The sequence below is a fragment of the Ketobacter sp. GenoA1 genome (assembly GCF_003671475.1).
Taxonomy (GTDB): Bacteria; Pseudomonadota; Gammaproteobacteria; order Pseudomonadales; family Ketobacteraceae; genus Ketobacter.
The window spans coordinates 35,795-58,770 of record NZ_RCHM01000023.1; the positions used below are offsets into that span (position 1 = coordinate 35,795).

The window sequence follows — 22,976 nt, forward strand, 5'->3', positions numbered from 1 at the left end:
ATAGGCGGTTTGTTATTAAGACCATAACAGGTTAAAAATAAAGCCTATTTGTATAGTGGCTGAACAAATTCCAATAAGGAAAAAGACGATTCATGCGCCTGAAATCGATCAAACTTGCCGGATTTAAATCGTTTGTAGACCCCACCACTGTGTCGTTTCCAAACAACCTCAGTGCTGTTGTCGGTCCCAATGGCTGCGGTAAGTCCAACGTGATCGACGCCGTGCGCTGGGTAATGGGTGAAAGCTCCGCCAAGCACCTGCGCGGTGAATCCATGACCGATGTTATTTTCAATGGCTCAAACTCCCGCAAGCCCACCACTCAGGCGTCGGTGGAACTGGTGTTTGATAACAGCGACAACAGCCTGATCGGGGAATACGCCAGCTACAACGAAATTGCCATCAAGCGTCAGGTAACCCGGGATGGCCAGTCGAATTATTTCCTCAACGGCACCAAATGCCGCCGCAAGGACATCACCGATATTTTCCTCGGCACCGGCCTGGGGCCCCGCAGTTACGCCATCATTGAGCAGGGTATGATTTCCCGCCTGATTGAAGCCAAGCCGGATGAGCTGCGGGTATACATCGAGGAGGCAGCCGGTATCTCCAAGTACAAGGAGCGGCGCAAGGAAACTGAGCACCGGATGCGTCGTACCCGCGAAAACCTGGAGCGTTTGGAGGATCTGCGGGAAGAGCTGGGGCGGCAGTTACAGCATTTGGAACGCCAGGCTGCGGCGGCTGAAAAGTACAAGCAGTTCAAAGAGGAAGAGCGTCTGGTGCGGGCGCAACTGCAGGCGTTGAAATGGAAGGCGTTGAATGACAAGGTCCAGGGCAGCGAATCCCGGATTCGTGACCTGGAGGTAAAACTGGAAGCCTGCATCGCCGATCAACGGGCCATGGACGCCCAGATCGAGCAGCAGCGCGAACAACATCACGAATTAAGCGACAAGTTGAATGAAGTGCAGGGCCGCTATTATGGTCTGGGCGCCGACATCGCGCGGGTGGAACAGTCCATCCAGCATACCAAGGAGCGGGGCAATCAGCTGCGTAACGACCTGCAGCAGACCATTGAAGCCTGCAAGGCCGGCGAAGAACAGATCCGCATGGATCAGGAGCAGCTGGAAGAAGTCAGCATCGAACTGACGGAAATCGAGCCTCACTATGAGTTGGTCAAAGAAGAATCCGACGCTGCCAACGACAACCTGCATGAAGCCGAAGAGCGCATGCAGCAGTGGCAGCAGGAATGGGACGAGTTCAATCACCAGGCCAACGAACCCCGGCAGCGGGCGCAGGTGGAGCAATCCCGTATTCAGCACCTGGAACAGTCCGTGGAGCGTCTGCGGGATCGAATTGAGCGTCTCAAAGGCGAGCAGGAAACGCTGTCCGCCGGTCCGCTGGAAGAAGAGGTGGCCATGCTGGAAGAGCGCATGGCGGAAGCGGACATGAAAATCGAGGACATGCAGGCCGGCGTGCTGACCGTGCAGGAGGAAATGAAAACCCGGCGCGAGCATAACAACCAGATCAACCTGGAGCTGGATCAGGCGAAAAGTGAATTGCAAACCCTCAAAGGTCGCCACGCTTCACTGGAAGCCCTGCAGCAGGCGGCCATGGGTGAATCCGATCTGGTGGAATGGCTGGCGCAGAACAACCTGGATGATAAACCCCGCCTGGCGCAGCAGGTGAGCGCTGACAGCGGTTGGGAAAAAGCCGTTGAGACCGTACTTGGCGACTACCTGCAGGCCGTGTGTGTGGATGGCCTGGATGCGGTGACGGCGGTGGTCAGTGGCCTGGAAAAGGGGGTGGTATCGTTTCTGGATACCAGTCAGCATCCCAGCATGCCCGGCAATCAGAATCTGTTGCCCCTGGCGGACAAAGTGCAGGGCGAAGACGCGGCCAAAGCGCTGACCGCCGGGGTCTATATTGCCGATGATATTGCCCGGGCATTGCAATTGCGCGGACAGCTTCGAGGCGGCGAATCATTGATTACCCCGGACGGCATCTGGATCGGCCCCAACTGGATGCGTGTGGCCCGCGATAGCAATCAGGAAGACAGTGTCCTGAAGCGGCAGAAAGAATTGGAATCCGCACAGATCCGGCTGCAAGAGCTGGAAGCCACCGTGGACAACCTGACAGAAACACTGACGGAAGGTCGGGAATCACTGCGGGAACTGGAAGAGCGCCGCGAACAAGCCCAGCGTGAACTGACCGATTACAACCGTTCGATCTCCGATTTGAAAGCCCAGCTGAGTGCCAAACAGGTGCGTCTGGAACAATTCAGTATGCGTCGCGAACGCATCAGTAATGAATTGGATGAGTGTCGCGAACAACAGGCTCATGAGCAGGAAAGCCTGGGTGAAGCGCGTTTGGTATTGCAGGAAGCCATGGATGTTATGGCCAAGGATACCGATCAGCGGGAAGCCTTGCTCAAGCAGCGGGATGACATCAAGCATCATTTGGATCAGGTGAAACAATCGGCCCGTGGTGGCAAGGATCGCGCTCATCAGTTGGCATTGCAGGTACAGCAATTAAAGTCGAAACAGGATTCCTTCAAGCAGGGGCTGGAGCGCTTGCGTCAACAGCTCGCCACCATGCAGGAGCGGCGCAGCGGTATCGAAGAGCAACTGGCCCTGGGTGATGATCCGTTTGTGGAACTGCAGGCGGAACTGGAAGAAAAACTGGAAGCCCGCCTGACGGTGGAAGAGGAGTTAACGGCGGCACGCCGCGCCCAGGAAGAATGTGAGCACACATTGCGGGCGGCTGAGAAAAAACGCGGCGAAGCCGAACAGGCAGCCCAAGGCGTTCGTTCCGAGCTGGAACGTCACCGCATGGACTGGCAGGGGATGCGGGTGCAGCGTGAAAACCTGCAAGCGCAACTAACAGAATCCCAGTTTGATCTGGAAACCGTCGTGGAGGAATTACCGCAGGAGGCCAACGAAACGGACTGGACTCAGGAGCTGGAGCGCATTGGTGTCCGCATCTCCCGTCTGGGTGCCATCAACCTGGCGGCAATCGACGAATTCAAATCGCAATCGGAGCGTAAAAATTATCTGGATGCTCAGCATGACGATCTGATCCAGGCGCTGGAAACACTGGAAAACGCCATCCGAAAAATTGACCGGGAAACCCGTACCCGCTTTAAGGAAACGTTCGATAAAGTCACCTCCGGCCTGTCGGAACTGTTCCCCAAAGTGTTTGGTGGTGGTCATGCGTACCTTGAATTGACCGGTGATGATTTACTGGACACCGGAGTGGCGATCATGGCGCGTCCGCCCGGTAAAAAGAACAGCACCATTCATCTGCTGAGCGGTGGCGAAAAAGCGTTGACCGCCATTGCTCTGGTGTTTTCAATCTTCCAGTTGAACCCGGCGCCGTTCTGTATGCTGGATGAGGTGGATGCACCACTGGACGATGCCAATGTGGGCCGTTACTCGCGCATGGTTGAGGAAATGTCCTCCAGGGTTCAGTTCATCTACATTACTCACAATAAGATTGCCATGGAAATGGCCCATCAATTGATGGGGGTTACCATGCATGAGCCGGGGGTGTCCCGGCTGGTGACAGTGGATGTGGAAGAAGCCGCTGCCATGGCCGTGGCGTAATTAACGAATATTTGACGTATTTGCTTTATTTTTATTGGATATGCTCTATGTTTCTGATAGATGTAGAAAATCGACAGTCAGAGTGTAATCGAGCAGATACCACAGAGAAGACGCGAGGATTCGACTGATGGAATTCGGACTGAGAGAAGTCTTGATATTGGTAGGTCTGGTGGTGATTGCAGGCATATTGGCAGATGGGTACCGCCGTATGCGCAAATCCAAGCTTGGTGAGCTGGAATTGCCTTCAGAGATTGGCGGCAGCTGTGAAGATGATTGGGAGCACTATCGTGGTGAATTGCCCAATGGTGGAGCCCGTAAAATTCCACTGAGCGTACGCCGCTCTATTGCAGCCGCGGAGCCGGCGGATGCACAGCCTGAACCCGAGTTGGGTGAACACTTTGGCTCTGCCCTGGACGAGACCGAGGTGGCCTATGAACGAGAAAACGTCACCGCAGAGCGCAAACCTGCCGTAGAACAACCCTCCTCACCAGAACAGGAATACGTAGACGACCTGGTGCAGGCCGAGGGCGATGCCCATACGCAGGATGATTTATTCGCCGACGATGATCTGCTGATTGCCTCGCGGGCAGAACAGCAGTCCAAACTGGCGAAGAAAACCGGTGCCAGAACCGTTACACAACCGACGTCAGAAGTGGAAATTGACCCGGAATTGCAGGAGGTTCTGGTGGTGAATGTGATGGCCCGGCAAGGGGAACTTGCCGGAAACGATCTGCTGCGGGTCATGCTTTCCTGCGGCTTTCGCTTTGGCGATATGAATATCTTTCACCGTTATGAGCAACACAGCGGTAAAGGTAGCCTGTTGTTCAGCGCCGCCAATGTGGTGGAACCCGGAGTGTTTGATGTGGATCGGATGGAAGAGTTCAGCACCCCCGGGATCTGCATGTTCATGAAACTGCCCGGGCCCAAGCGCCCCATACATTCCTTTGAGATCATGATGGACTCAGCCCGAAAGATTGCCAATCTGCTGGATGCCGACGTTAAGGACGAGCATCACAATATTATGCGGCAGCAGACTGCCGAGCACTATCGGCAACGGGTTCTGGATTTTGAGCGTCGTTTCCTGTCCTACAAAGCCAGTCAGAAACAGTTGTAATTGAGCCTGTCAATCGGCTGCGCAAATCTTCCCGTCGGGCGTCGTGACTGCAGCGCCCGACGTGTATAATTCCAGCATAAAAATCAAAGAGCTGGATAACCACATGCCCTCAGTAGAACAACAAATCGAGCAACTGCGCCAGCAGCTTCGCGAGCACAATTACAAATATTACGTGCTGGATGAACCTTCCATTCCTGATGCTGAGTACGATCGACTGTTCCGGCAGCTCAAGCAGCTGGAGAGCGAACACCCCGATCTGATTACGCCGGATTCTCCAACCCAAAGAGTGGGGGATAAACCACTGCAGGCGTTCCAGCAGGTACAGCACCGCCTGCCCATGTTGTCCCTGGACAATGTGTTCAGCGAGGAAGAGTTGGTGGCGTTTGACCGGCGTCTGCGGGAACGCCTGCATCAGGATGACGAAATCGAATACGTGTGTGAGCCGAAACTGGATGGCCTGGCGGTAAGCCTGCTTTATGAGATGGGTGTCCTGGTGCAGGCCGCAACCCGGGGTGATGGTCAAACCGGTGAGGACATAACCCAGAACATTCGCACCATCGATTCGATACCCCTGCGTCTATGGGGCGAGGATTACCCGCAGATATTAGAAGTGCGAGGGGAAGTGTTCATGCCCAAAGCCGGTTTTGAACAGCTTAATAAAACCGCGCAGGAAAACGGTGAGAAAACCTTCGTCAATCCCCGCAATGCCGCCGCTGGCAGCCTGCGGCAACTGGATTCCAGTATTACCGCCAAACGTCCCCTGGACATGTACTGCTACAGTGTGGGTTATGTGGAAGGCGGCCAGTTGGCGGCGACTCATTACGGTAACCTGATGTTGTTGAAACAGTGGGGGATGCGTATCAATCCAGAGATAGAAACGGTAGTGGGTGCCCAGGCATTGCAACAGTATCACGATCGTATTCTGGCAAAACGGCTCGATCTGGATTATGAGATTGATGGTATTGTTTACAAGGTAAACGACATCAGGTTGCAACGGGAACTGGGCTTTGTATCCCGCGCTCCGCGTTGGGCTACTGCCCATAAGTTCCCTGCCCAGGAGGAACTCACCACCTTGCTGGATGTGGAGTTTCAGGTGGGGCGAACCGGAGCCATTACGCCGGTGGCCCGGCTGGAGCCGGTATTTGTTGGTGGGGTCACGGTCAGCAATGCAACCCTGCACAACATGGATGAAGTGGCGCGAATGGATGTACGCAAGGGCGATACGGTGATCGTGCATCGTGCCGGGGATGTCATTCCCAAGGTGGTAAAAGTGGTTCTGGAGCGGCGTCCGCACAAGACCATGGCTGTGGCGCTACCCAGCCAATGCCCGGTCTGTGGTTCTGACATCATCAAGCCCGAAGGCGAGGCGGTGGCCCGCTGTTCAGGGGGCCTGTTCTGTCAGGCGCAGGTGAAAGAGGCTATCAAGCATTTCGCTTCCCGCAAAGCCATGGACATTGATGGCCTGGGGGAAAAGCTGGTTGAGCAGATGGTGGATCAGGGGCTGATTGCCCATGTCTCCGATCTGTTCAACCTGCGGGCGGAACAGGTGGCAGCCATGGAACGCATGGGCGAGAAGTCCGCTGCCAATCTGATTGCTGCCCTGGAGAAGAGCAAAGCCACCACGTTGCCACGGTTTCTGTTTGCGCTGGGCATTCGTGAAGTGGGTGAAGCCACAGCGCTGAACCTTGCCAATTACTTTGGCAACCTGGATGCCATCAAGCAGGCCGATGCGGAAGCCTTGCAAGAGGTGCCGGATGTGGGGCCCATCGTGGCCGATCATGTTGCGACTTTTTTCCAGCAATCCCACAACCTGGAAATCATTGATGCATTGATTGCCGCCGGTGTGCACTGGCAGGAACAGGCAGCCATTGACCGTGATGCTCTGCCGCTGGCAGGGAAAACCTACGTTTTGACCGGTACTCTCAGTCAAATGACCCGGGATGAGGCGAAACAATATCTGTTGCAGCTGGGAGCAAAAGTCAGTGGCAGCGTGTCAAAGAAGAGTGATGCCGTGGTGGCCGGCGAAAAGGCCGGATCCAAGTTAGCCAAAGCGGAATCCCTGGGGGTGCCGGTTCTGGATGAGTCTGCCTTTATTGCGCTGCTCAAAGACAATGGAATTGAACCGGCTTGAAACCTGGCCGCATCGAAACGAGGAGGCACCGTGACTGAGCCGACCAATCATCCCGTGGTAACCTTAAAGGAAAACCGATTCCCGCTGTTCAGCCTGATTCTGGTCATATTGGCCTTTGCGCTGATGGCTTATATGGCTTATCTCAACTATGAAGTGACCAAGGTGGCCGGTGCTCAGTTGATTCGGGCGCAGCAATTGCAGGAGCGTACCCAGACCAAGTTCATGGATCAGTATGCGCATTTTCTCTATGAGCAGGCCCAGTCAGCACGCTTTGAACGTACTTTTGAGGTTCGGCAAAAACACTATGCCGATTTTATGGGAGCACTGTCGGATGCCTGGAACAGTGTAGGGAGAAAAAACGCGCAGGACCTGGACGCTGCGTTACACCAGTTGGCCAAATCCTATTATGCGTTGGAACCCTTTCTGGAGCAGGGTAGCCGATTGTATCTGCAAAAGCGTATCACCATTTTCCATAACCTGGCCAAACAGTTGATTGGCTATGAACAGAACAAGCGCGGTATTATCATGGAAGACAAGTCCACGATGGATCGAATGATAGAGGAGTTTCAGGATTTCCTGTATCCGCTGTTGTTTGAGCCGATTCGCAAAGAGGGGAAGAACGGTGAAAGTGGTGAAATTGACCGGTGATCCTGTCAAGCTTAACGATCTGGGCACCGTTCCCAAACGCAAAGTCGAGAAACCTAGGGACAAGATAGACAACCTGCAGTTGCAGTTACTGCGCTCGCAGCAGGCTCTGTTTCGCAGTGGCAAACGGGTCATCATTATAATGGAAGGCACCGATACGGCGGGCAAGGGTGGAGTCATTCGTCGGTTGACCCGGCATTTGGATCCCCGGGGTGTGCGCGTATGGCCCATTGGTGCACCGGCGGATTGGGAGCAATCCCGTCATTATCTGTATCGGTTTTGGCAAAAGCTCCCGGAACCGGGTGAAATTACTGTCTTTGATCGTTCCTGGTACGGTCGGGTGTTGGTGGAGCGGGTTGAAGGTTTCGCCAAAAAGGAGGAGTGGAGCCGCGCTTATCGTGAATTGCAGGAGTTTGAACGTCAACTTACCGATGACGGCGTGGTGCTGATCAAGCTGTTTCTGAACCTTTCCAAGGATGAACAGTATGAGCGTTTTATGGGGCGTTTGCGCGAGCCCACCAAGCGTTGGAAGATTACCCCGGCGGATCTGGACAGCCGCCGCTTTTGGGCAGATTACCAGTGTGCCTACGAGGACATGTTGAATAAGACCGCCACCGAATCTGCGCCCTGGTATGTGATTCCCGCTGATGACAAACAGTTCGCCCGGGTTAAATGCCTGTCTATTATTTCGGATTTGTTGCAGCAGGTGGTAGATTCCAAGCGGGTGATGTTGCTGGACCCAAAGGTGATTGCCAAGGTGATCGAAGAGTTTGGTGAAGGTGTTTTGCGGGTTCAACTGGTGGAAGAGCTTGATGGAAAATCTGATTGAAGTTCCCTGGGATCAGTTGGCAGAGGATACTCTGCAGAGGCTGGTTGAGGAGTTTGTTACCCGTGATGGTGGTACCGATTATGGCGAGCAGGAAATCGAGCTGTCACGTAAGGTATCCCAGGTGGTGGCCGGTATAAAAAAGAAGGAATACCTCATCGTTTACGATCAAGAAATGGATAGCGTACACATTGTAACTGCACAGCAGTGGCGCGCAGCCGGTGGTTAATGCTCGGGTAGCCTGGAACCCATTGAGTCAGGCAATAATGAAACCCAGGACTGCTTTTCAATATAGTCGGTGAGTTCCGACGCACTTAACGCCGGGCTGAAATAATGCCCCTGCACCACATCACAACGATGATCCAATAGAAATTTCAATTCTTCAAACTGCTCCACACCTTCAGCCACCACTTCCAGGTTAAGATTTTTACACAGTTGAATGATGGTGTGGATGATGGCTGCTGCCTGTCCTTGCTGAGTGCATTGCGAAACAAAACTGCGGTCGATTTTCAACGTATTGAACGGGAACCGGGTTAAATAACTGAGCGACGAATAACCCGTGCCGAAGTCATCCAATGCAACTTTTACCCCCAGGTTGCGAATACCATCCAGTGTCCGCAAGACGCGGTTGGTATCTTCCAAAAGCACGGTTTCAGTGATTTCCACTTCCAGCTGTGAAGGTGCCAGGCGGTAGGTGAGCAGCGCGTTGCGAATCATCTGCACCAACGAGTTGCCGCGAATCTGAATCGGTGACAGGTTGATAGCGATACGGATCGGGGGCCGTCCATCCTCATTCCAGCGTTTGGCCTGCAGGCATGCTTTGTTGATCAGCCATTCTCCCAATTCGTTAATCAAGCCGATTTCCTCGGCCATGGGTACAAACTGGGAGGGGCTTACCAGGCCACGCACCGGGTGATTCCAGCGCACCAATGCTTCCACCGAATGGATGCTGCCGGACTTCAGGTGTAGCTTGGGCTGATAATGCAGCTCCAGCTCATTATGGCGAATGGCGTGACGTAAATCGTTCTCGACGGATAGCCTTTCTTTGGACTTGAAGTCAATGTCGCTGGAGTAAAAATGAAAGTTGTTGCGCCCCTGGGATTTGGCAAAATGCATGGCGGCATCCGCATTGCGCAGCAGCATTTCGGTGCCCAGGCCGTTTACCGGATAGAGGGCAATGCCTGCGCTTGCCGTTAAAACAATATTGTTACCCTGTAAGGTGAACGGTGTGACCAACTGTTTTAACAGTTTCTGTACGAACAGGATGACTTCATCCAGTTTGGTGAATTTATTGATCAGAATGGCAAACTGATCGCCTTCCAGCCGTGCGATTTTGTCGGTCATGGGTTCATCGGGGGCCTGGGGATCGATGGCGCGCATGTTCAATGCCGTGCATTTGCTGTCGTCAAATATGCGTAACAAGCGGTTGGACACTTTCTTCAACAGTTCATCGCCGGCTTCGTGGCCCAGTGAATTATTGATACGTGTAAACAGGTCCAGATCCAATAATATGACAGCCAGTAGATGCCCGCTACCCCGTGCCAGTTTGATGGCATGGTCCAGGTGGGTTTTGAAAAAGGTACGATTGGGCAGTTGGGTGAGGGCGTCATAGTAGGCCAGTTGCAGCACCTGATCTTTATGGGCTACCTCCTCGGTAATATCGTGGATTGTGCCGTAAACGGAGTAGTCCGTGCCATCGTGCAGAATAAAACGGGCCTCGTGGCGCAGGGTGGGGCCGATGCCGGCGTCACTTTTCAGGCGATGATGCAATGTAATCTTGCCCTGGTGCTTGCTGTTGGTCTGCTGAAAATGCTCGATGATCTTTTTTCTTTCCTGATTATCCAGGCGATCGAGCACATCCCGAACGCTGGTCTGGTGATTTTCTTCAAAGCCCAGGATTCGGTTGAATTCTTTTGATACATAAAGCCGCCGGGTTTTGCTTTCCCATTCCCAGCTGCCCATATGGGCCATACGTTCGGCGTGTTCAAGAATCCGTTCCCGCCGTTTTAACGACATCAGGTTTTGGCTGGAACGAATCTGATAGCGGCAACGTTGGATTAAAATCAGGTTGTTGATCGGGTGCAGTACAAAGTCCGAAGCTCCGGCATCGAAGGCGGTAGCAGCCAGTTCCATGTCGTTGTGTTTTGACAGTACGATGATGGGCGTATTGGATGATCTGGCTGCCGCCGTTAACACACCACATAATTTCAATCCACCCTGTACATCGGGCATGTCCAGGTCCATCAATACCAGATCCGGCTGAATTTGCCTGAAATAGATAACGGCCAGTTTTGGATTTTTGGCTTCCACAGTACCAAAGCCCGCGTCATTGAGGCTGTCACTGAGCGCGATCCGGTCATGGTCATTACCATTGACGATGAGAATGGTATGTTGATGCAGGTTAACGGTCTTCAAGCGCGACTCTGTTTATGATTGTTATGCGTACGCGTTGGAACGTCGTACCATCTTGCCAAGCTATTTTTCCTCCGGCAACTGCTTTTTGGTCCAGCCCTGCATGTCACCCTCGAGATGATACAGTTGACGGAAACCCAGTTCAGATAAAGTTGCGGCGGCAAGACCGGCCCGACGGCCGCTGCGGCAGTAAAGCAGCACCGGTTGGTCTTTCAGGTGTTTAATCTGAGCCAGGTGGGAATCAATCTGGTTATGGGGCACATTGATGGCTCCGGGAACGTGCCCGGCCTGATACTCCGCCTCTGAGCGAACATCGATGGCCACTATGGTGCCTGCCGCCAGAGCCTCCTGTGCCTGGGTCTGGCTCATATCCTTCTTATAGATGGCTAATTCGTCTGCAGTGGTTGTCATGCTCATCAGGATCAGCAGCAGTCCAAAGAGCGTGTTTGACGGCGTGAGATGCATCATGATTTGAACTCCGTGGTTTTCAATGAGGTTCTTCTCATTATATTGCGAATCAGGAATCGTGCAGGGTGAATGGCAAACAGTATCTCCCGGTCCGCCGGTTGAGGTTCACCGCTTAAGTAGGAGGCGAGAATCTCTGCGGCAAAGCAGGTGGATGTAATGCCTCTGGAGCCGTGGCCGCAGGTGATGAACAGCCCGTCGTGGCAGGGGCCGAAGGGAAACTCCCGCTTCAGGAACCCTTTTCCCAGATCGTCAAATTGTTGTCGATAAGCCTCGGCGTCCGGCAACGGGCCGATGATGGGCAGGTAATCCGGTGTTTGGCACCGAAATCCCACCCGACCCTGGAGCGGCCCCCCATGGGGCAGGCCCAGTGCCTCAGCCAGGGCTGGCAGGGTGGAGCGCAGTTGATCGCAATTCCACTGGTGATCCTCCTGGCGCTCAGTGGACGCCTCTGAACGTGGATCAAAGGTTGCCCCCACACAGTGGAACCCCGCTCGGGCGGGGTTGACATAACCGTGATAATTGACCGCATGTTGCCATTCTAGGGAGGCTGCAGTGGCCGGTAAATAGCTGATCTGGCCGCGTACGGGCTTCAGCGGCAGGTGGCTGGATTGTTGAAATCGGGCGCTGCCAAAGGCGTTGGCCAATATCACCGCATCAAAAGGGCCGTGCTGATTCACCCGCCAGCGTCCTGCTGTTGGGGTCAAGTGGGTAATGCATTGTGAGGTCAGCAGCTCTATTTTGGGATGCGACAGCAACACATCGCACCAGGCGGCCGGATGCAGCCAACCACCGCCGTGCAGCATCAGGCCGCCAATGGGGCTTTCAATGCCAAGCCGTTCCTGGATTTGTGCGGGGCTCAGGTTTTCCAGTAATGATGGGGGCCAGTAGGATTCAGCCAAAAGCGCGGCTTGCTCTCTTGCTTCTTTTTCATCAAACGCCAGTCGCAATAGGCCATTCAGGTTCCAATCCACACCCGGTTCAATACCCGCCGCCAGAAACGTCGATTGAATATAACGGCAGGCGTATAGATAGGCCCACTGATAAAACCGGTTTTGCGGGGTATCGTGCAGGCTCAGTTTGGTGAAGGTGATGCCGGTGGGGTTGCCGGAGCCCTGGCTGGCCGCCCTGGGCTCCTGTTCCAGCACGGTAACCTGCCAACCCCGCCGAGCCAGGCTGTTGGCTGCGGTGGCACCGGCCATGCCGGCCCCGATTACGGCAACGCTGCCCGTTGCTTTGCGTTGCGCCTGGTAATCAAAGTGAAACCAGGGTTTGTCGCCCGGCGGTAGCTGTCGTTGCTGTGTTGGCGCGGGTAGATAGTCTCCTCGCAGCATCTCCCGCTTGCGACCGAATCCAGCGACTTTTTCCACCTTGAAGCCGGCATCACGCAGTCCCCGTTTGACCACTCCAGCCGCAGTGAACGTGGCGACGGTTGTGGGCGCGTAACTCAGGCGTCCAATGTGTTCAAACAGCGCCGGCTGCCACATATCCGGGTTTTTGGCCGGCGCAAACCCGTCCAGAAACCAGGCATCAACCAGTCCGTCCAAACCTGAAAATCCTGCAATGGCATCATCGAAGATCAGGGTGAGGGTAATATTGGGCCCGGCAAAATACAGTCTGTGTACACCGCGCACGGGCGCGGGGTATTGTTCCAGTAGCGGTTCGGTAACGCTCACCAATTGCGGCCATTGCCTGCTGGCAATGCGCATGTCGGCCAGCGCCAAAGGGTATTTTTCCACACTGACAAAATGCAGGTGGGCGTTCATCGGTAGGTGGCCGGCATGTTTTTGCTGCTGCCAATAATCGGCGGTGCAGAGAAAGTTCAATCCGGTGCCGAACCCGGTTTCAGCAATGGTGAAACCGGAGAGCGAGTCATCCCGCCAGCGTTGTTCCAACCTGTTGTGATGGATAAAGACATGCTGTGTTTCATCCGGGCCGCAATCCCGTGAGAAGTACACATCCTCGAACTGTTCCGAGATGGGGGTGCTCTGTTGCCAGTCAATCTGGGCATTCTCAACAATTCGGGATCGGTTTGGTGGCTGTTTCATCGAGACAATTCAATACCATGGGTTATACTGTGCGCCATCATAACATAGTCGAATCAGGGGCTTATGCTACAAACGCTGTTACCCATCACGGGCCCGGTGATGGTCTGCATTTTAGTGGGTTTTGTCTGGAAAAAGATTCAGGTGCCCTACGATACGGATATGGTGACCCGCTTGGTGATGTGTGTGGGCGCACCCTGTCTGGTGGTGTCTGCCATGACCGGGGCCGCTGTTTCCCGTGCCGTCATCGAGGAGATGTTCTGGGTGACCCTGGTTATGATCGTGGCAACCCTCTTGCTGGCGGCAGTGGTCATTGCCCTCAGCCGTCAATCGTTGCGCGCCTATCTGGGGCCGTTGGTGTTTCCCAATGCCGGTAACATGGGCTTGCCGGTGTGCCTGTTCGCCTTTGGCGAGCAGGGCCTGGTGCTGGCAATTGCCGTTTTTATGATGCTTTCCCTGGTGCACTTTACCTTGGGAATCGCGCTGGTCAGTGGCCGGTCGGTGCTGCAGGAAATGGTGCGCAACCCCATCATTTATTCCATCGCCGCGGCACTGATTATGATCTATGGAGAGCTGTCGCTGCCCCGCTGGCTGCAGAACACTGTTTCCCTGCTGGGTGACATGACCATTCCGCTGATGCTCATTACATTGGGGGTGAGCCTGGCAAATATGCGGGTCGCCCAGCTTGGCAAGAGTGCTACATTTGCTCTATTGCGCCTGGCAATTGGGGTAGGGGTCGGTTGGGGTGTGGCCGCCGGGTTTGGTTTGACCGGGGTGGCAAGGGGTGTGGTGATTTTACAAAGTGCCATGCCGGTGGCGGTCTTCAACTATCTGTTTGCGGTACGCTATGGCCGTGAACCGCAGGTAGTGGCGGGCATGGTGGTGATATCCACACTGCTGTCGTTTGTCCTGCTGCCGGCGTTGCTGGTGTATATAGTGTAGGCTGCTCCCGGTCAGTGCTCAGACCGGTTCGGCGGACAGCCTTTCCAGCATCATCATGTTCATGGCGTAGAGCTGATCCCGCACCACGGCGTTGGCCTGGTCCATTACTGCCAGATGGCCGTCAATGATTTCAGTGCCCATCAAAAACAATTTGTGGCTGGGAACCTGAAAGGTTCGTTCCGAGGTCATTTCATGGCCCAGCAGACTGATGAAGTAGTTCAGCTTCATATTCAGGTTGGGCAGTGATTTCAAGCCTGGAATACAGGGCAGGTATTGACTGGAAAGCAACTGAATGTTCTGGTCAAAACGCTCCTTGCGATAGCGAAACTCCTGTAACCAGAAGGATACTTTGGCGCCCAGCTCCTTGTCGGTATGGCCGATGACGGCCATGTGGGTTCCCAAACCGCGAATGCGCGCCAGGTACTCAACCAATTCATACAAATCGAGGACGCAGGTTTGCGTCAGGCCATGCAGTGGGTAGGTATAACTGTTGTCCAGGCGACTGCGCAGGGCTTCGTTTGCCTCCATACCGGCAGGGGTCGCCAAAACCTGCTCGGAGAGCTGACGGGCGATGCGGATGATCAGTTCCAGCAAATGGGAATGAAATTCAAAGCTGTGATGGAGATCGTCATTTTCCCAATCCTTGATGATGGTCAGCCAGCCCAGGGTCAATTGTTCGTATTCGCTGTCAGCCATGGGTTTGTCGGCAGAATTATTGAGGCATTGCAGATAATCGAATTGGGCCGATGTTTGTTTTTGGAGCGCGGCTACCTGGGCACGAAAGCTATTATCGCCCCCTAACAGTGCAAGGGTTGCACCACGATGGCGCTGAATAAAGCGGCTCAGATTGAGAATGGTGACCATTAGATCCAGTTGCGCCACTCTCAGCGTGTGCGTTGCAAAGAGGGATTGAGCTAAAGTGGCCTGTTCTGTGAGGATCTCTGGCATATCTGAATCTTGTAAGCTGTGTTCAAGCTGGCCCATTGCATGTATCAACCTGTAAGAATTAGCGTTTTTTTGTCCTATGACAGGCAGTAACGCAAATGTTATGCCAGGCTTATTTTTGGTTATTTATTACACAACATCAACAATTGAAACAATATATGTATACCCTTGTCCCTTGGGTTTGGGGTAGGGTGGTTATTTAAAGAACAAAACTAACTGATGAGATTCGATGCGTAACAGCCTATTGCGCCCGGTGCGGTATTTGCTGGGTGGGTGTCTTGTGGCAATTGCCTTATTGGGGTGGGCCGTCACAGATCCTGATTTTCGGGTGGAGCCCGGTTACCACTATCTGGTTGATGAAGCTGGAGAGATCACGCTGCGTGATATTCTGTCCACCGAATTGCCATGGCAAAGAGAAACCCTTACCGGTTCTGTGCAACAGAATTACCTGGCGGAGCCCCTATGGTTGCAATATAAGTTGACCGTCCGGGCCAGGCAGTCCGCCAAACTTTACATGGAACTGGCAACGCCCTTTTTGAACTATGTGGATTTCTTTCTGATTCAATCCACACCTCAGGGCAAGAACCTGTTGGCGCATTCCGTGGGTGGCGATCATCAGTTGTATATTGAAAACCCCATGCAACACCGTTTCCCGGTGTTTGTGCTGGAATCGTTGCCGGTTGGGGATTACGAGATCTACGTGCGGCTGCAAAGCGACAGCGTTTTGATATTCCCGGTCAGTTTTCTGACTTCAGAATCGTTTTTCAGTAATGAATTCAAGGCCCAGGCTTTCTATGGGTTGTTTTTCGGCATGATGGCGGTGTTGGCGTTCTATAACGGTTACGTTTGGTATTTTCTGCGTGATCGTACCAATTTATACAATATGGCCTTCATTGTATCAGCCATGCTCTATCAAGCCAGCATCAGTGGTTTCGGTGGGCAGTATCTATGGGGGCAGCTCGGTTTTCTCAACGACAAGGGTTATGGCATCGGCATCCTGGCCACCATTTTCTTTGCCGGGCGCTTTGCTGTGCTGTTTATCGATCTCAGAAACCGGGCTCCCCGGTTGGCGCGTTTCACCGATCACAGCGTCACTGTCTTTGGCTTGGCTGTCATTCCGGTAATCCTGTTTCCGGAACGGCAGGTTCTACCGTTGATTTATCTGATGGAAATCGGTATCTGCCTGTACGCCATCCTGGTGCTGGCCCAGCAATGTATAAGCGGCAACTACTGGGCCCGCTACCTGATGGCAGGATGGTCTGTGCTGATTGCGGGAACCTGTTTTTATGTGGCATCCCAGCTTGGCTGGCTGAAATTCTCGGTAACCATTGAATACGTTCATGCCGCCGGCTTGTCGCTGGGCAATCTGATGGTGACCTCAGCCCTGGCCGCGCGCATGCAAAGGGAGCGTATTGAAAAGAACCGGGCGCTCAAACGGGCCCTGGATCTGGCCCAGGAGGTGACGGAGTTAACCCGGGAGAAAGAGCAGATTGCGGCCTCGGCCCGCGATGAACTGGAGCGGCGGGTGGATCAGAAAACCCGGGATTTAAGCATCATGCTGGAGCAATTGAAAACCAGTAATGAGCAGCTGGAACACGCCACTTTAACGGATGCCTTGACCGGTGTTGGCAACCGGCGCTATCTGGATACCCGGTTTCCTGAGTTGATCAAGCAGTGCCAACAGACGCGTTCCTGCCTTGGCGTGTTGGTCATCGACGCCGATCACTTTAAAAAAATCAATGATGAGTTCGGGCACCTGATGGGGGATGAGTGCCTCAAAAAGATCGCCGTCATCCTGCAGCGGTTCTCCCGTCGCAATCTGGACGTACTGGTGCGTTATGGTGGTGAGGAGTTCATTCTGTTGTTGCCGGCCACCGACGAAGCGGGTGTCTACAAGGTGGCGGAATCCATTCGTCATCACATCGAATACGCCTCCTTTTGGTGTAATGACAAACGCATTCCGGTGACGGTGAGCGTGGGTGTGCATGCCGGTATTCCGGAACCCTATGCAGCGGGCGAGTCCTTGCTGGTAAAGGCGGATGAGGCCTTGTATAAAGCCAAGAAAAACGGGCGTAATCGGGTCGAGTTGTATCGCTCGGAGTGTGAAACGGCAAACTCTTGATTAAGCGCAGTGTTCTCTTCATTATGTAAGCAATCTGGGAATACAGGATGCTGATCATGTCTGAGCTCGATGCCCACGCCCCCTTACGCCAGGATGTCCGCTTGTTGGGGCGCTTATTGGGAAACACGTTGCAGGAGCAGGAAAGCCCCATCCTTCTGGAGTTGGTGGAGGAAATCCGCAAACTCGCCAAGCATGCCCGTTCGGGGCATGAAGATAATTCTCAGAAACTGTTTGAGAAGCTGTCCCGCCTGCAGCCTGAGCTGTTGGTGCCGGTGGCCCGGGCATTCAGTCATTTTCTTAATCTGGCCAATCTGGCGGAACAATATCATCGGGTGCGCAGGCGCCGTGAGTATCAGCAAAGTCAACGCAAGGACCAGCGCGCCACCATGGCGGAGCTGCACCCCCGATTACAACGGGCGAAGATTTCCGATCAGCAACTGTTTGATACACTGCAGGACATTTCCATTGATCTGGTATTGACGGCGCATCCCACTGAGGTGACCCGCCGTACACTGATTCGAAAGTACGATGATATTACCGATTGCCTGGAAAAACTGGATACCGTTAATCTCACCGATAACGAACGCAACCGGGTGATCGAAACGCTGAAACGAAAAATTGTTTCGGCGTGGAATTCCGATGAGATTCGACAGGAGCGGCCCACTCCAGTGGATGAAGCACGTTGGGGCTTTGTGACCATTGAGCAGACGTTGTGGAACGCGGTGCCGGAATATCTGCGGGAGCTGGATGAGTGGTGCCAGGCCAATCTGCAGCGCACCCTGCCCATGGACTTTTCACCGTTTACGTTTTCTTCCTGGATGGGGGGCGATCGGGATGGTAACCCCAATGTAACCGCCGAAGTCACCCGGGAAGTGCTGATTCTTGCCCGTTGGATGGCGGCGGACCTGTTGAGTCATGACTTTGAAGATTTACACATGGTGCTGTCTGCGGTGCATTGCAGTGATGAGCTGCGGCGGGTGGTAGGTGACAGTCGCGAACCCTACCGGGCCTTGATCAAGCCACTACGTGATCGTTTGTTTGCCACAAAAGCGTATCTTACTGCTCGCCTGGCTGGCGAAGACTGGCACGGTGAGCAGCCGGTGATGAGTCAGCAGGAGTTACTGGAACCATTGAAATTATGCCATCGATCCCTGATGGAGTGCGGTATTTCCGAAATTGCCAACGGTGAGTTACTGGATACTATTCGCCGTATCAATACCTTCGGGGTAACCTTGTTGCGGCTTGATGTTCGTCAGGAATCCACCCGTCATGCCGATGCTATGGCGGCCATCACCCGGGCAATCGGCCTGGGTGATTATACCCAGTGGGAGGAGTCGGAAAAGCAGCGTTTTCTGATCACTGAACTGGAGGGCAAACGTCCGCTGATTCCCCGGTATTTGGAGTGCAGTGCAGAGGTGAGGGAGGTACTGGATACGTTCCAGATGTTGGCGGAACAGTCCATTGATGCTTTGGGCGCTTATGTGATTTCCATGGCGCATGTTCCATCGGATGTGCTGGCGGTTCTGCTTTTGCAGAAAGAAGCGGGAATGGATCAACTGATGCGGGTGGTGCCATTGTTTGAAACCTTGGATGACCTGGAGCATGCCCGGGCAACGTTACAGAGCCTGTTCGAAATTCAATGGTATCGGGATCATATTCAGGGCCAGCAGGAGGTGATGATCGGGTACTCGGATTCCGCCAAAGACGGTGGTTTTCTGGCGGCAGCCTGGGTGCAGTATCAGGCTCAGGAGCAGCTGACAGCTCTGTGTGCGGAATACGGTGTGCGTCTGACGCTGTTTCATGGCCGCGGTGGCTCCACCAGTCGCGGTGGCGCGCCATCCCATGAAGCGATCCTGTCGCAACCGCCCGGCGCGGTGAACGGGCGCATCCGGATTACGGAGCAGGGCGAGGTGATCCGGGCCAAGTTCACTCCCTTTGGTGTGGCCATTCGTACGTTGCAGCGTTATGTGGCGGCCACCCTGGAAGCGACGCTTATGGAACAACCTGCCCCGGCAGCCCAGTGGCGCGAAACCATGGATGAACTGGCGGTGGTGGGCACCCGTTCCTACCGTAAATTATTGCGCGAGGATCCCCGCTTTCTCAATTATTTCAGTCATGCCACACCGGAACAGGAACTACAGCGTTTACCGTTAGGCAGCCGCCCCGCCAAGCGCCGCAAAGAGGGTGGGATCGAAACACTGCGGGCCATACCCTGGGTATTTGCCTGGACTCAGATGCGTTTGATGCTACCGGGTTGGCTGGGCGCGGATGAAGCGTTTCAGCAGGCTTTACAATCAGGTAAAGGGGAGCGTTTGCATGAAATGTACGAACGCTGGCCATTTTTTCGTATGATCGTAGGCATGCTGGAAATGGTGCTGGCCAAATCCGATCCCCAGATTGCGGCTTACTATGAGCGGCGTTTGGCGCAGCCCGAAGATCGCGAGCTGGGTGAGGAATTGCGCAGCCGGCTGTCGGACATGGTGGATTTGGTGAACACCATTACCGATCATCGCATGTTGTTGCAGAACAATGCGGTGATCAGGCGGTCTATAGAAGTTCGCAATCCGTATCTGGACCCGTTGCACATGCTGCAGGTGGAGTTGATGCGGTCATTGCGCCTGAAGTCGGAAGAACTGCCCGATGAGACCCGGGCCCTGATGATTACCGTAGCGGGTATCGCGGCTGGTATGCGCAATACAGGGTGATTGGGTTTGAAGGGCAGTTGAGTTTTTCGGTGCTGACTGATTAAATGCATCGCCTCGGGCCTGCGTGTATTACCGCAGGCCTAGTTGATTTTGGAGAATTGAATGAGTTTTGAGCGTTGTGTGCTGGTTGCCGGTGCGGTGTTGGTGGTGGCTGGTTGTGGCGGTGGGTCCGACAATAATAATCAATCGCCCCGTGATCCCTATGTCGAGTTTCGCGTCAACGGTGTGCTGGAGCCCACTTCCATCACCCGTGACTGGGTTGAAGTAAATGCAGACGATGACGGTGGATTTTGTGATCCTGATGTGTTCGATAATGCGCAGTTGATTATTGATGGCGGTGATTCTGAGGGCTATTGTGATCGTTCTGTGACCAACATTACCTTCCAGTTCAGGTACACCAACGCCTCCTATGAAGATCTGAATGTTCGTTTTAGCGGATTGGGATACGAGGTAAGGATATTTGAGTACGATTCTGTCACAGGCAAGGGCGATGAAGTCTGGAATTCTGACTACTATGTCCAACGCCAGATCCTCGGTTCACAGGAAGCGGGCTCTGATGAGGAGGATTTTGATCCGGCTAGCGTGATCGAGGTTGTTCTTGATGCCAGTGACTCCCTGCCTAACTCGTCTAATTTCTTCTCAGTGGTGTTTGAAGGGGATCGAATGTTTCCCGCCAGCCGGCCAGAGTATGCGGAGGCATTCGCCAATGGTGAGCAGAACGATTTTTTCCTGAGGTACCCCAGTGCTTATGACTGTGATTGGGCTTTGCAGGTTAATGACACAGCGACTGCGTACCGTTACGTCAGATGCCTGGGGGAAGAGATTCTGCCCGATCCGGGCACGGGTACAGAACCGGTTCAGTTTTTAGCAGAAGTGAAAGTAAGCTTCAGCGGGGAAGAGCAGGTATACGATCCAATATTGATCACCTTGAATCCGCCGGACTGATACGCTGTGATAGCCAGGCCCAATGTCGGCAGGCATTCGGAATGCAATCGTCAAGTGATTGATTTCCCGCAGGAAATACCAATGTCGCAGCCACGTGGAGTTGTCTCACACGTTGGCCGCGACGAAGGTCCTCACGCAATCAGCTTATGCGTGGCTTCGTTGATGTCTTTGCCGAGATAGTAGGTGCTGCTCAGCAAGGCAGGTACCATCAGCAGGCCGAACACGACCATAGTGAACAAGGATGCGTTCACGAGGAACAAACCCCAAAATCCACCAACGGTGAGTGCCAACACTGCCATGAAAGACAGGCTATCGACGGCCAGTTGTCTTACAGTTGTTGTTGCCAGTTTCATAGTGAACTCCTTCGTTTATCTGACACGACATTGATTAAGCCAGATCTGTTAACCGTAAACGTGATCATTTGTGGAGCTCTATTTCACGTTTCTCTTATCAGTTTAGGCTGTTTTTTAGCCTCTGCTGAAGGTTTCGGGTTAACAGCACCACTCTTTATAGTGATTAGGTTTAATTCTAGTGCTTTAAATTAGAATGATCAGCCTAATCGAGCTTATTCCTGCGTGTTGACTGTTGTATGAAGGTCGGGATATTTGCTTTTCAACCTTCATTGTTTACAAGTGTACACTAGATTTATGGGAAGTCTAGTAACTAATTCACGTTTTTAATGTTTCTAAAGGTAACACATTCGGTAACAGTAACCCTTGGTTGTTTTGGTCACAACCCCTGAGCGGTGAGGTCATTGCGCATAAAAGGCAAAAGGAGCAAGGTATGCAGCCTGAGTGTCCAGTGGGTCATCACACCAAGTCATGGCTGGGCTCACATCAAAAACAAAGAGGAATGGTTGAATGACTACAGAAGCCTATGTCTTTGATGCGGTACGTACACCGCGCTCAAAGGGCAAAAAGGATGGGTCACTGCACGAAGTGAAGCCGGTTGACCTGGTCGTGAATCTGCTGAATGCATTGAAAGAGCGCAATCCCGGTTTGGATACATCACAGATTGATGATCTGGTAATGGGTATTGTTAGCCCGGTGGGCGATCAGGGGGCAGTGTTACCCAAAACAGCATTAATGAAGGCTGGCTGGGATACCAAGGTGGCTGGCGTACAGATCAACCGTTTTTGTGCTTCCGGTCTGGAAGCAGTGAATTTGGCTGCACAGAAAGTGGCTTCCGGTTGGGAAGACCTGGTCATCTCCGGTGGTGTTGAGTCCATGTCCCGTGTTCCCATGGGATCTGACGGTGGTGCCTGGGCGATGGATCCGCAAACCAACCTGATGACGGATTTCGTAACGCAGGGTATTTCTGCTGACCTGATTGCGACTATTGAAGGTTTCAGTCGCGAAGACGTAGACAATTTTGCCTATGAATCGCAAATGAAAGCGGCGGCGGCGCAGCAAGCCGGTCACTTTGATAAGTCGGTCGTACCGGTAAAGGATATGAATGGTTTGACCATTCTGGCCCAAGACGACTATCTGCGCCCTGACACCACCAAAGAAGGTCTCAACAAGCTGAACCCTTCCTTCGCCATGATGGGGGAGATGGGTTTTGATGCAGTGGCGCTGCAGAAATACCACATGGTTGAACGCATCAATCATATCCATACCCCCGGTAACTCTTCCGGTATCGTAGATGGCGCCTCGCTGGTGTTGATTGGCTCCAAAGCCAAGGGTGAAGAGCTGGGCCTTACGCCCCGCGGCCGTATTGTGGCCACCGCCATCACCAGTACCGATCCTACCATTATGCTGACCGGTCCGGGCCCAGCTGCGGATAAGGCATTGGCCAAAGCAGGCCTGACTTATGATGACATCGATCTGTTTGAAGTGAACGAAGCCTTTGCTTCTGTTGTTATGCGCTTCATGAAAGATACCGGCGTTCCTGCTGAGAAAGTGAACGTCAACGGTGGCTCTATTGCCATGGGCCACCCGCTGGGTGCCACCGGCGGCATGATTCTGGGTACCGTTCTGGATGAACTGGAGCGTCGTAATCTGAAACGCGGTCTGTGTACTCTGTGCGTGGGTGCAGGCATGGGTATCGCAACCATCATCGAGCGCGTGTAAGGGCCGGGAGA

Annotated in this window: 16 protein-coding genes; 11 read left to right on the forward strand and 5 right to left on the reverse strand. The window is 53.6% G+C overall.

From position 1 onward, the window contains the following. The first annotated feature begins 92 nt into the window (after positions 1-92). The 6 genes from smc (at position 93) to D9N13_RS08750 (ending at position 8,541) form a co-directional block, all read left to right on the forward strand. Complete coding sequence (gene smc / locus D9N13_RS08725; protein ID WP_290588318.1) at positions 93-3,596, forward strand: chromosome segregation protein SMC; 3,504 nt, start codon at positions 93-95, stop codon at positions 3,594-3,596. Between the two features lie 127 nt (positions 3,597-3,723). After that, positions 3,724-4,710, forward strand: coding sequence for a cell division protein ZipA (gene zipA / locus D9N13_RS08730; RefSeq protein WP_290588320.1), 987 nt, complete (start codon positions 3,724-3,726; stop codon positions 4,708-4,710). Positions 4,711-4,813: 103 nt separating this feature from the next. Next, on the forward strand, positions 4,814-6,841 hold the full coding sequence (gene ligA, locus D9N13_RS08735) for an NAD-dependent DNA ligase LigA (protein ID WP_290588322.1): 2,028 nt from the start codon (positions 4,814-4,816) through the stop codon (positions 6,839-6,841). Positions 6,842-6,871: 30 nt separating this feature from the next. After that, on the forward strand, positions 6,872-7,489 hold the full coding sequence (locus D9N13_RS08740; protein WP_290588324.1) for a hypothetical protein: 618 nt from the start codon (positions 6,872-6,874) through the stop codon (positions 7,487-7,489). After that, positions 7,464-8,315 carry a polyphosphate kinase 2 family protein gene (locus D9N13_RS08745; RefSeq protein ID WP_290588326.1) on the forward strand — a complete coding sequence of 284 codons (852 nt, stop codon included), beginning with the start codon at positions 7,464-7,466 and terminating at the stop codon, positions 8,313-8,315. Before D9N13_RS08740 ends, D9N13_RS08745 begins: the two co-directional genes overlap by 26 nt. After that, a complete protein-coding gene (locus D9N13_RS08750; protein ID WP_290588328.1) occupies positions 8,299-8,541 on the forward strand; it encodes a YheU family protein in 243 nt (80 codons plus the stop codon). Before D9N13_RS08745 ends, D9N13_RS08750 begins: the two co-directional genes overlap by 17 nt. On the opposite strand, the gene D9N13_RS08755 is transcribed toward D9N13_RS08750, so the two are convergent. Genes D9N13_RS08755 through mnmC form a run of 3 tightly spaced genes read right to left on the reverse strand, consistent with a single transcriptional unit; the run spans position 8,538 to position 13,237 of the window. Next, positions 8,538-10,727 carry an EAL domain-containing protein gene (locus D9N13_RS08755; protein WP_290588330.1) on the reverse strand — a complete coding sequence of 730 codons (2,190 nt, stop codon included), beginning with the start codon at positions 10,725-10,727 and terminating at the stop codon, positions 8,538-8,540. The two genes, D9N13_RS08750 and D9N13_RS08755, sit on opposite strands and share 4 nt — an antisense overlap. Positions 10,728-10,787: 60 nt before the next feature. Next, positions 10,788-11,192 (reverse strand): rhodanese-like domain-containing protein, encoded by a 405-nt coding sequence (locus D9N13_RS08760; RefSeq protein ID WP_290588332.1) that lies wholly within the window; start codon positions 11,190-11,192, stop codon positions 10,788-10,790. Beyond that, the gene (mnmC, locus tag D9N13_RS08765; protein WP_290588334.1) at positions 11,189-13,237 is read right to left on the reverse strand and encodes a bifunctional tRNA (5-methylaminomethyl-2-thiouridine)(34)-methyltransferase MnmD/FAD-dependent 5-carboxymethylaminomethyl-2-thiouridine(34) oxidoreductase MnmC; all 2,049 of its coding nucleotides are present in this window, start codon (positions 13,235-13,237) and stop codon (positions 11,189-11,191) included. The genes D9N13_RS08760 and mnmC overlap by 4 nt, the downstream gene beginning before the upstream one ends. Before the next feature lie 63 nt (positions 13,238-13,300). Here mnmC and D9N13_RS08770 point away from each other — a divergent pair, with 63 nt between their 5' ends. Beyond that, complete coding sequence (locus D9N13_RS08770) at positions 13,301-14,176, forward strand: AEC family transporter (protein ID WP_290588336.1); 876 nt, start codon at positions 13,301-13,303, stop codon at positions 14,174-14,176. 18 nt (positions 14,177-14,194) lie between these two features. Here D9N13_RS08770 and D9N13_RS08775 read toward each other — a convergent pair whose 3' ends face one another. Further along, complete coding sequence (locus D9N13_RS08775) at positions 14,195-15,124, reverse strand: hypothetical protein (protein ID WP_290588338.1); 930 nt, start codon at positions 15,122-15,124, stop codon at positions 14,195-14,197. A gap of 277 nt (positions 15,125-15,401) precedes the next feature. Here D9N13_RS08775 and D9N13_RS08780 point away from each other — a divergent pair, with 277 nt between their 5' ends. The 3 genes from D9N13_RS08780 (at position 15,402) to D9N13_RS08790 (ending at position 20,893) form a co-directional block, all read left to right on the forward strand. Further along, positions 15,402-17,243: a diguanylate cyclase gene (locus D9N13_RS08780; protein WP_290588340.1), complete on the forward strand. Its 1,842-nt coding sequence runs from the start codon at positions 15,402-15,404 to the stop codon at positions 17,241-17,243. A gap of 56 nt (positions 17,244-17,299) precedes the next feature. Next, entirely contained in the window at positions 17,300-19,948 is a 2,649-nt protein-coding gene (ppc, locus tag D9N13_RS08785; RefSeq protein WP_290588342.1) for a phosphoenolpyruvate carboxylase, read from the forward strand. Positions 19,949-20,050: 102 nt separating this feature from the next. Continuing rightward, complete coding sequence (locus D9N13_RS08790) at positions 20,051-20,893, forward strand: hypothetical protein (RefSeq protein WP_290588344.1); 843 nt, start codon at positions 20,051-20,053, stop codon at positions 20,891-20,893. Positions 20,894-21,024: 131 nt separating this feature from the next. On the opposite strand, the gene D9N13_RS08795 is transcribed toward D9N13_RS08790, so the two are convergent. Continuing rightward, positions 21,025-21,246 carry a hypothetical protein gene (locus D9N13_RS08795; RefSeq protein ID WP_290588346.1) on the reverse strand — a complete coding sequence of 74 codons (222 nt, stop codon included), beginning with the start codon at positions 21,244-21,246 and terminating at the stop codon, positions 21,025-21,027. A 507-nt stretch (positions 21,247-21,753) separates the two neighbouring features. Here D9N13_RS08795 and D9N13_RS08800 point away from each other — a divergent pair. After that, positions 21,754-22,965 carry an acetyl-CoA C-acetyltransferase gene (locus D9N13_RS08800; RefSeq protein ID WP_290588348.1) on the forward strand — a complete coding sequence of 404 codons (1,212 nt, stop codon included), beginning with the start codon at positions 21,754-21,756 and terminating at the stop codon, positions 22,963-22,965. The last annotated feature ends 11 nt before the right edge of the window (positions 22,966-22,976 follow it).